The organism is Bradyrhizobium sp. (assembly GCF_052389815.1).
Taxonomy (GTDB): Bacteria; Pseudomonadota; Alphaproteobacteria; order Rhizobiales; family Xanthobacteraceae; genus Bradyrhizobium.
The window spans coordinates 1-8,857 of sequence record NZ_JBQTHN010000058.1 but is presented as its reverse complement, the minus strand read 5'-3'; the positions used below and the strand labels follow the sequence as shown (position 1 = coordinate 8,857).

General features: G+C 64.5%; 11 protein-coding genes. 5 read left to right on the top strand and 6 right to left on the bottom strand.

Annotated features, from left to right (window positions below; genetic code table 11):
• Positions 1-205: 205 nt before the first annotated feature.
• Positions 206-1,231 carry an aspartate-semialdehyde dehydrogenase gene (locus ACT4OC_RS10445; RefSeq protein ID WP_444838904.1) on the bottom strand — a complete coding sequence of 342 codons (1,026 nt, stop codon included), beginning with the start codon at positions 1,229-1,231 and terminating at the stop codon, positions 206-208.
• Between the two features lie 269 nt (positions 1,232-1,500).
• Between ACT4OC_RS10445 and tgt the strand changes: the two genes are divergently transcribed.
• Positions 1,501-2,634 (top strand): tRNA guanosine(34) transglycosylase Tgt, encoded by a 1,134-nt coding sequence (gene tgt / locus ACT4OC_RS10440; protein ID WP_444838903.1) that lies wholly within the window; start codon positions 1,501-1,503, stop codon positions 2,632-2,634.
• A gap of 7 nt (positions 2,635-2,641) precedes the next feature.
• Here the strand turns inward: tgt and ACT4OC_RS10435 are convergent, their stop codons facing one another.
• Entirely contained in the window at positions 2,642-2,857 is a 216-nt protein-coding gene (locus ACT4OC_RS10435; protein ID WP_444838902.1) for a hypothetical protein, read from the bottom strand.
• A 282-nt stretch (positions 2,858-3,139) separates the two neighbouring features.
• Between ACT4OC_RS10435 and cysK the strand changes: the two genes are divergently transcribed.
• Positions 3,140-4,117, top strand: a complete 978-nt coding sequence (cysK, locus tag ACT4OC_RS10430; RefSeq protein ID WP_444838901.1) for a cysteine synthase A — start codon at positions 3,140-3,142, stop codon at positions 4,115-4,117.
• A 2-nt stretch (positions 4,118-4,119) separates the two neighbouring features.
• Positions 4,120-4,359 (top strand): BrnA antitoxin family protein, encoded by a 240-nt coding sequence (locus ACT4OC_RS10425; protein WP_444838900.1) that lies wholly within the window; start codon positions 4,120-4,122, stop codon positions 4,357-4,359.
• 73 nt (positions 4,360-4,432) lie between these two features.
• Here the strand turns inward: ACT4OC_RS10425 and ACT4OC_RS10420 are convergent, their stop codons facing one another.
• Both ACT4OC_RS10420 and ACT4OC_RS10415 read right to left on the bottom strand, forming a co-directional pair.
• Complete coding sequence (locus ACT4OC_RS10420) at positions 4,433-5,863, bottom strand: caspase family protein (protein ID WP_444838899.1); 1,431 nt, start codon at positions 5,861-5,863, stop codon at positions 4,433-4,435.
• Between the two features lie 241 nt (positions 5,864-6,104).
• Positions 6,105-6,983: a DMT family transporter gene (locus tag ACT4OC_RS10415; protein WP_444838898.1), complete on the bottom strand. Its 879-nt coding sequence runs from the start codon at positions 6,981-6,983 to the stop codon at positions 6,105-6,107.
• A gap of 165 nt (positions 6,984-7,148) precedes the next feature.
• On the opposite strand from ACT4OC_RS10415, the gene ACT4OC_RS10410 reads away from it, so the two are divergent.
• Positions 7,149-7,547: a RidA family protein gene (locus ACT4OC_RS10410; RefSeq protein WP_444838897.1), complete on the top strand. Its 399-nt coding sequence runs from the start codon at positions 7,149-7,151 to the stop codon at positions 7,545-7,547.
• Between the two features lie 15 nt (positions 7,548-7,562).
• Complete coding sequence (locus ACT4OC_RS10405) at positions 7,563-7,778, top strand: hypothetical protein (RefSeq protein WP_444838896.1); 216 nt, start codon at positions 7,563-7,565, stop codon at positions 7,776-7,778.
• A 79-nt stretch (positions 7,779-7,857) separates the two neighbouring features.
• On the opposite strand, the gene ACT4OC_RS10400 is transcribed toward ACT4OC_RS10405, so the two are convergent.
• Positions 7,858-8,235, bottom strand: coding sequence for a hypothetical protein (locus tag ACT4OC_RS10400; RefSeq protein ID WP_444838895.1), 378 nt, complete (start codon positions 8,233-8,235; stop codon positions 7,858-7,860).
• A 118-nt stretch (positions 8,236-8,353) separates the two neighbouring features.
• The gene (locus tag ACT4OC_RS10395) at positions 8,354-8,704 is read right to left on the bottom strand and encodes a hypothetical protein (protein WP_444838894.1); all 351 of its coding nucleotides are present in this window, start codon (positions 8,702-8,704) and stop codon (positions 8,354-8,356) included.
• Between the last annotated feature and the right edge of the window lie 153 nt (positions 8,705-8,857).

Sequence of the window (8,857 nt, the reverse complement as noted above, 5' to 3'; positions counted from 1 at the left end):
CACGCCCGCTCTGGGCCGCATTACCGCCTTCATGGGGCGCTTCTCAGCCAAATCAGGGCAAAACTCAGCGATCAACCGCGTCCGATTCAGTACCGCAACTTAGCCGCAGAATACTTGCCCAGTCTCGCAAGCGTGCCCACCTTCGCGCGTGTGCTCTTGAAGGTGGGCACGGCGCTTTCGCGCCTTTGCCCACCCTACAATTTCCTCACGCCATCACCCGCTGCGGCAGCAGCTCCGCGATCTGGATGGCGTTCAACGCGGCTCCCTTCAGGAGCTGATCGGCCGCGACGAACATCGAGATCGAATGACCGGAGGGATCGCTGAGATCCTGCCGGATGCGGCCGACCAGCACGTCGTCCTGGCCGGAAGCGTCGATCGGCATCGGAAAATAGTTCTTCGCGCGATCGTCGACGATCCTCACGCCCGGCGCGCCCGAAAGCATGGCGCGGACGTCATCCTCGCCGATCGGGCGTTCGCACTCGAAGGTGATGGCCTCGCAATGCGCGCGCAGCACCGGCACGCGGACGCAGGTGACGCCGACGGCGATCTTCTCGTCCTCGAAGATCTTGCGGGTTTCCTTGATGACCTTGGTCTCCTCGTCGTTGTAGCCGGTATCGGGATCGATCGCGGTGTTGTGGTTGAAGAGATTGAAGGCGTAGGGGTGCGGCAGCACCTTGGGCTGATAGCTGCGTCCCTCGAGATTGGCGCGGGTGGATTCGACGAGTTCGTCCATCGCGGCGGCGCCGCCGCCGCTCGCGGCCTGGTAGGTCGCGATGATGACGCGCTTGATGCGGTTCTCGCGGTGGATCGGCCACAACGGCACCAGCGCGGTGATGGCAGCGCAGTTCGGGTTGGCGACGATGCCTTTGTGATCCCGGATACGACCGGCGTTGATCTCGGGGATCACCAGCGGCACGTTCGGGTCCATGCGGAAGGCGGAGGAGTTGTCGACCACGACGGCGCCGGCCTTCACGGCGATCGGCGCATACTTGCGGGAAATGCTTCCCCCCGCCGAGAACAGCGCGATATCGACGCCATCGAAGGACCGCTCGGTAAGCTCGTCGATCGCGACCTGCTTGCCGCGGAAGGCGACGGTCTTGCCGGCCGAGCGGGCGCTGGCCAGCGCCTTCAGCTTGCCGACGGGAAAACCGCGGCGGTCCATGGTGGCGATGAACTCGGCGCCGACGGCGCCGGTTACGCCGACAATCGCGACGACGGGATCGTTACTCACGTTCTTTCTCCATGTTCTCTGCAGGCAATAAAAAAGCCCCGGACCTTTTCAGGCGGGGCTTCGGGTGAAGATATGCGGACCTGATCTTACGACGCGCGCACGCCTCCCGAGCCCCGGCAGGGCTTGGTGGTTTTCGTCGTGGTTTTCGCTGATAGCGTCATGGCGCGGACTTATGCGGGAGAGATTTGCCGCCGTCAACGGGGACGGATGGCAAAAAAGCGCCTCAAACCGGTTGAATCCGGCATGGCCGTGACGCAATAAGCCCACCCATGAGCCTTCCCAACCATTTTGAGCTGCTGGCAACCGACGGCAGTGCGCGCACGGGGCGCCTGACCACGCCTCACGGCATGGTCCGAACGCCGGCCTTCATGCCGGTCGGCACGGCCGGCGCCATGAAGGGCCTGCACTGGCGCGAGGTGCGCGAGGCCGGCTCCGACATCGTGCTCGGCAACACCTACCACTTGATGCTGCGGCCGGGAGCCGAGCGCATCGCCGCACTCGGCGGCCTGCAGCGGTTCACCGGCTGGGGCGGACCGATGCTGACGGATTCCGGCGGTTTCCAGGTGATGTCGCTGTCGGACCTGCGCAAGGTGAGCGAGCGGGCGGTGACGTTTCGTTCGCACATCGACGGCGCCAAGGTCGAGCTGTCGCCGGAGCGCTCCATCGAGGTGCAGCTTCTGCTCGGCTCCGACATCGCGATGCAGATGGACGAATGCGTGCGGCTGCCGGCGGAGCGCGCCGATATCGAGCGGGCGATGCAGCTATCGCTGCGCTGGGCCGAGCGCTCCAGGCGGGCATTCGAGAGCGCGCCCGCGGGCTACATGCTGTTCGGCATCGTGCAGGGCGGCGACGTGCCGGAGATGCGCAGGGCCAGCGCGCGCGGGCTGGTCGACGTCGGTTTTCACGGCTATGCCATCGGGGGTCTTGCGGTCGGTGAGCCGCAGGCGGTGATGCTGGCGATGCTGGAGGCAACCGCGCCGGAGCTGCCGGCGGATCGTCCGCGCTACCTGATGGGCGTCGGCACGCCCGAAGACCTGCTCGAAGCGGTAGCGCGCGGTATCGACATGTTCGACTGCGTGCTGCCGACAAGGAATGGCCGCCACGGCATGGCCTTCACGCGTTGGGGCCAGATCAATTTGCGTAACGCGCGGCATGCCGACGATCGCCGTCCGCTGGACGAGGAAAGCGACTGGCCGTCCGCCCGGAACATATCGCGCGCCTATTTGCATCATCTCGTCAGGTCGGGCGAGACGCTGGGTGCGATGCTGCTGTCCGAAATCAACGTTGCCTACTACCAGCGGCTGATGCGTGACATCCGCGCGGCAATCGCAGCCGGCACGTTCGAGGCGTTCAAAGATCAAACGCGCGCCAACTGGGCGCGCGGTGACATTGCTCCACGATGAGCGGAGATCAGTTGCAGGCGAACTTCTTGACCTGATGCCTGGTCACGAACCCATAGCCGCAGGTGTCGCAGGTCCAGAGATAGGAGATCACGTGCTCATTGAGGTAGGCGGAGGCTTCCGCGGCTACCATGGAGTCCGCACACACCGGGCAGGTGGGAAGATCGCACCCGCGCGGATCGGGTTGAGACGCGACGGTCGACAGGACTTCAGCAACAGCTGCCATCGTTGACCTCCTTGCGTTCAGAACCGGGGAACCTTTGCCCGCAACTCACATGATCGCAAATGCCGCACGCCGGACCATGTGCTCACGACCAAAGTATTAAACGACCTCTTTGACGAAGTCGCAACACAAATGCGTTGGTTCCGAGTTATTTCGAATTGCAGGCGTTTTGCATTGCAGCGAACTTCTGCTTCCCACGTTTCTTCCTTGCGCCTTGCCCTGCGCGGCACCTAAGTAGGGAACAGCTGCAATTCCCCGCTCGTCTTAGCCACAGGAGGTCCAGCGATGGATGCGCCGACACCAAACGCTGCACTGCACCGTCCCGGCCGCGGCCGCGTGTTCGACTCCATCGTCGATGCCATCGGCGACACGCCGATTGTCCGCCTGAACAAATTGCCGAAAATGCAGGGCGTCGGTGCCACCATCCTCGCCAAGCTCGAATATTTCAATCCGGCGGCGAGCGTGAAGGACCGCATCGGCGCGGCGATGATAACGGCAATGGAAAAGGCGGGGATCATCAACCCCGACACCGTGCTGATCGAGCCGACCTCGGGCAATACCGGCATTGCGCTGGCGTTCGTTGCGGCCGCGCGCGGCTACCGGCTCAAGCTGGTGATGCCGGAATCGATGTCGATCGAACGGCGCAAGATGCTGGCGTTCCTCGGTGCTGAGATCATCCTGACGCCTGCGGCGCAGGGCATGAAGGGCGCCATCGCCACCGCAGAGGAGCTCAATCGCGCCACGCCGAATTCCGCGATCCCGCAGCAGTTCAAGAACCTCGCCAATCCGGAAGTTCACCGCCGCACCACGGCGGAGGAGATCTGGAACGACACCGGCGGCAACATCGACTACTTCGTCGCCGGCGTCGGCACCGGCGGCACCATCACCGGTGTCGGCCAGGTGCTGAAGCCGCGCAAGCCGGGCTTGCGGATCGTGGCGGTTGAGCCGGAGGAAAGCCCGGTGCTGTCAGGCGGCCAGCACACGCCGCACAAGATCCAGGGCATCGGCGCCGGCTTCGTGCCCGACATTCTCGACCGCTCCGTGATCGACGAGATCGTGAAGGTCAACGGCCCGAGCGCGATTGAAATGTCCCGCTCGCTGGCCCGCAACGAAGGCATCCCCGGCGGCATCTCCGCAGGCGCTGCGATCGCCGCGGCATTGCAGGTTGGAAAGCGTCCTGAGGCGGCCGGCAAGACCGTGCTGGCCATCGTGCCGTCGTTCTCGGAGCGCTATCTCTCCACCGCTTTGTTCGAGGGGATCTGACCATGGCCGACCATCCACGCCGGCCGCGCACCCTCAACGACGCCCGCACCGAGGCGGAAGCCGCCTTCAAGCGCGCCACGGCGAAAGTCGCCGAGGCGCCGCCGAAGAGGAACAACGTTCCCGGCACTAAGGAACAGGTGACGCTGCGTCTCGACCAGGACGTGTTGGAGCATTTTCAGGCGGGCGGGCCCGGCTGGCAGGACCGCATCAACGAGGCGTTGCGCAAGGCGGCGGGGAAGTAGGCGGCTTGCGCCAAGCTCGAAATGAAAAAGCCCGGGCGAAGCCGGGCTTTTTGCTGTTCGTTGCGTGAGCGGATCAGCGGAAGACGCCGCCGACGACGCCGCCCATGAAGCGGCCCATCGCGGCCGGATCGGGACCGCCGCTTTGGCGCGGAGCGGGTGCCGAACCACCGCCGCCACCGCCGCTGCTTTGGGTGCGACGGCGCGGCGCGGGTTTGTCCTCATCGGACGAGGCTGTCGCCGGCTGGGTCGCGATGATCTCCGACAGCAGCGCCTTGTGCTGCAGCCTGTTGAGGTAGCCGCTCCTCGGATAACCGCGGGCAGCCTGCCAGCGCGTGATGACGTTGCGGGTGTCCTGGTTGAATGCGCCGGTCACCTTGGTGTCGAAGCCCAGCCCGTTGAGGCGGCGCTGGACGTCGCGGCGCTGGCCCTTGTCGAGGCCGATCTGGTCCTCGGTAAGCTGGCTCGACTCTTCGGTGAAGACGGCCGGATCGACGCCGGCGGACAGGTTGCGCGTGGCATCGGCCTTGTTGCCACCCTGCTCGAGGGCGGCGACGCGCGACTGGGCGAGCGATCGGAACTGGCCGTTCGGATAGTTGGTCAGGTAGGCCCTGAACTCTTCGGCCTTGTTGGAGTCCTTGATCGAGCGCCAGAATTCGACCTCGACCTCGGCGTTCGGCGCCAGCGCGACCTGCTGCTGGGCCGGCCCCGCGGCCACGCCCGGCGCAGCCGGCGCGGGCGCGCCGTTGAGATAGACCGCACCGATCAGGTTGGTGTGACCCCAGGGCAGCTGGCCCTTGTTGGTCTCTTCGTTCACCTGGGCGCGGACCGAGGTCATCGCCTGCTGGATCTCGATGCCGGGCTTGGTGATGTTGGCGAGCAACGCGCGGGTGAACGGGCTGTTGCCGCCTTCGGTGCCGTCAAGCGCGGTCTGGCCGGGGCCGGTGGCGAACGCGATCAGGGTGCCTTCGCCGGACTTCATCTCGGCAAGACCGGTCTGAACGTTGACGCTGCGCGTCGCCGAGTTCGACTTGATCTTGGCGGCAAACGGATTATCGCGGCAGGCGTCGAGGAACACCAGCTTGACCTTGGCATCGCCCATGGTCTGGTCGAGCGTGAGGTCGATGTTGATGGCCGCCCCGAGCTTGACGTCCATTTCGGATTTGATGTCGGCATCGATCGGCAGCAGGTAGTTGGTGCCTGATATCGCGATGCCGTGGCCGGCATAGAAGAACACGGCAACGTCGGCGCCTTGCGCCTTCTTGCCGAAGTCGAGCAGCCGCTCCGTCATCTTGTCGCGGGTGAGGTTGGTGCCTTCGACGACCTCGAAGCCGACATTGCGCAACGCGGAGGCCATGGCCTTGGCGTCGATCGACGGATTGGGCAGCGGAGCCACGTTCTTGTAAGCGCCGTTGCCGACGACGAAGGCGACGCGACGGTCGGCCTGTGCGGAATTCACGGTCAGCGCCATGCAGATCAGGAAAAGAAGAAGGGTGATGTAGCGCATCTGAAATGCCCCTGCAGAATCGAAACAGTTTCGCGGTAACGCTTGGCATCGAGGATACACGAAAAAGCCACGCTTCGCGCCACAAAAATCGGCGCGAAATACCCCCGATTTCAGCGTCAGCCATCCATCGGTGCCAGGATAGGAATTGCAGCCCGGCGGATACCGTGATTTGGATCACAAAGGGCTGCGAAATTCGTTCAAAATTTAGTGCAGCGGTACCGGCTTGACACCGCCCGCGCTCTCAGGTGGCGGACCGCGCCGGAGCCGGGGTCGATGCCCGCAGATTCACGAGATTGCCCGCGAGGATCAGGGCGGCGCCGAGTACCGTGAAGGCGTCGAGCTGTTCCGAGTAAAGCAGCCAGCCTGCCAACGCGGTAAGAGGAACCCGCAGGAAGTCCATCGGGACCACCACGGTGGCGTCGGCATACAGCAGGGCGCGCGTCATGCAGTAGTGTGAGAAGGTGCCGCAGAAGGCCACCACGATCGCCCAGCCCCATGTTGTCAGCGATGGCCACGTCCAGGCATAGAGGCCGGGCAACAGGCTGCCAACGATCTGCACCGCGGCCATGTAGAAGACGATCGTGACCGTCTGCTCGGTGCGGGTGAGCGACTTCACCATCGCGATGGAAATGCCGAAGCCGCCGGCGGCGGCGAGTGCGATCAGCTGACCCGGGTTGATCTCACCGGTGGCGGGCCGCACGATCATGACGACGCCGACGACGCCGAGCACGATGGCGCAGGCCTTCGAGATCGTCATGCGCTCGCCGAGAAACAATGCGGCGACGATGGCGGTCCAGATCGGCATGGTGAATTCGATCGCCACCACCTGGCCGATCGGGATCAGCGTCAGTGCAAAGAACCAGCCGAGCTGGGCGCCGAAATGGATGGTGTTGCGCGCGATGTGCTGCGGCAGCCGTTGCGTCCTCATGGCGGCAAGGCCGCCGGCGCGATGAATCAGCGGATAGAGCATGAGGAGCCCGACGCTCGAGCGGATCAGGATCAGCTGAAACACGTTGATCTCGTGCAACGCCTCGCGGCCGGCCACCGTGATCATCAGCATCAGGGCGAGCCAGCCGGCCATCCACAGCGCGGCCATCGGTTTGGAGGGAGTGCGTTCCATCGGGGCAAGGAGGTCGTCAGCGGGCAGGCCGGTATGAGAGACCTTGGCTGCCTTGGCAACGGGCAAATCTGCTGACGCAGCCCTGCGCGCGGCTCAATTTCGCAGTGGGATCATGGCCCTGATCGGTGCTAAGGAAGCGCCCTGTTCTCGGGAGGAAACAAGCTGATGCGTGTCCTGCAACCGGCCGAATGGTCGAAACCGCGCGGATTTTCGCACGGAGTCGTGGTGGACGGTCCCGGCAAATGGGTGGTTCTGGCGGGCCAGACCGGCGGCGACGAGAAGGGCGACTATGCCCCCGATCTCGCGACGCAGGTAGGCGTGGCGCTGAAGCGGATCATGAAGCTGCTGGTGGAAGCCGGCGCCGGCCCGGAGCACATCGTGCGGCTGACCTGGTATCTCACCAGCAAGAGCGAGTACCAGGCGGCGGGCGCCGGCATTGGCGCTGCCTGGAAGGAAACGCTGGGCAGGAACTTCCCGCCGTCGACGCTGCTCTATATCGACAGTCTCGTCGACGAGCGCGCCAAGGTTGAAATCGAAGTCACCGCCTTCGTTCCGGCAGCCTGAAGAGAGTTTCGAGACATGAACACCCCGACCAACACCTCGCGCCAGACCGCCGCCGATTTCGTCACGGGCTTTGCCACCGGCTGGCCGGAGCATCAGCCCGACATCATGGTGCTGTCGCTGACCACGCACAAAGGCGTCCAGGATTTCGCCTTCAACAAGGAGCAGGCGCTCCTGATCGCGAAGACAATCAAGGAGACCGCGGGCAGGCTCGTGGCGGCGAAGAAGGCCTGAGCGACATCGGATCGGCTCGCCAAAGCATCGCGCCCCGGCTCGAACGAACCGGGGCGCAATTCACGGCACGCAATGACGGCTATTTCGACAGCGAGATGTCGGCGCCGCGAAACACGCTGTCGGCGCGCATCGTCACCGTCTGCTTGTTGCCGACCGTGCGCAGCGAGATGTTGGCGTTGAAGCCGGCCGTGCTCGCGACGACCTGGAAATTGCCGCCGCCGCCGCGGCCCTGCAGAATGCCGGAAATGTTGCGGCTGGACTCGGTCCACGAGCCGGTGACCTGGCCGCGCTCGTCGATGACGTTCGCCCCAAGAATGAACTTGTAGGCGTCGCTGGCGCAGGTGAGCGCCATCGTCATGTTGATGCCGGCAACCTGATAGGAGGCGCGGCAGCGCAGGCGCTCGCGCGAGCCGTCGTCCAGGGTGACGGTGCCGCCGCCGCGCCAGTTGCCGGCCATGCCGGCGTAGGGTCCTGTCGACTGCGCATGCCCCACCGCGGTCGATGCTGCAAAAAAAGCGGCGGCTGCTAGTGCAAGCCGCCGCCCATATGCGGAGGATTCAGCTGTTCGGCCGGTCTTATTGGCGGGACGCTTCCCATCGACCGCTGCACGGTACGCCTGCTGATGCGCCATTCCACTTTCCCGATCCGGAGTTGCCGTTGAGTTGACCGTTCGCATATGCACCATTGATCGAGACCCGCACAAGTCCCTCGCGACCGATGGTGCCGGAAACGGCAGCGCCCGGTGCAGACACGCGCCCGCCGGAGATCGTCAGCGTCGAGGAAGTCGAGGGCTCGCAACTGCCGTTCTTGGTCACCACCGTGACATTCCACTGGCCGTCATAAGGATGCCCGGCGAAAGCAGGAGCCGCGGCGGCGACGGTGAAAAGGGTGGCGCAAACGAGCGGGCGAATGCGGAAGCGGCGCATGATTCTACGTCCTCAAATACAGGGTTGTGCCGCTTATTGGGGGACAATGTGACGAAAATTTGATGCGTTGCAACAACCAGGATAGTTCCCAACAGAACAAACACTTATCGTTTACTTTGGCTCCGGTCCGGGAACAGGAACAGGAAGCCGGCC

Coding starts and splice junctions, on each gene's coding strand:
- tgt (WP_444838903.1), top strand. CDS start 1,501: ATGAGCCTTCCCAACCATTTTGAGCTGCTGGCAACCGACGGCAGTGCG.
- ACT4OC_RS10435 (WP_444838902.1), bottom strand. CDS start 2,857: ATGGCAGCTGTTGCTGAAGTCCTGTCGACCGTCGCGTCTCAACCCGAT.
- cysK (WP_444838901.1), top strand. CDS start 3,140: ATGGATGCGCCGACACCAAACGCTGCACTGCACCGTCCCGGCCGCGGC.
- ACT4OC_RS10425 (WP_444838900.1), top strand. CDS start 4,120: ATGGCCGACCATCCACGCCGGCCGCGCACCCTCAACGACGCCCGCACC.
- ACT4OC_RS10420 (WP_444838899.1), bottom strand. CDS start 5,863: ATGCGCTACATCACCCTTCTTCTTTTCCTGATCTGCATGGCGCTGACC.
- ACT4OC_RS10415 (WP_444838898.1), bottom strand. CDS start 6,983: ATGGAACGCACTCCCTCCAAACCGATGGCCGCGCTGTGGATGGCCGGC.
- ACT4OC_RS10410 (WP_444838897.1), top strand. CDS start 7,149: ATGCGTGTCCTGCAACCGGCCGAATGGTCGAAACCGCGCGGATTTTCG.
- ACT4OC_RS10405 (WP_444838896.1), top strand. CDS start 7,563: ATGAACACCCCGACCAACACCTCGCGCCAGACCGCCGCCGATTTCGTC.
- ACT4OC_RS10400 (WP_444838895.1), bottom strand. CDS start 8,235: ATGGCCGGCAACTGGCGCGGCGGCGGCACCGTCACCCTGGACGACGGC.
- ACT4OC_RS10395 (WP_444838894.1), bottom strand. CDS start 8,704: ATGCGCCGCTTCCGCATTCGCCCGCTCGTTTGCGCCACCCTTTTCACC.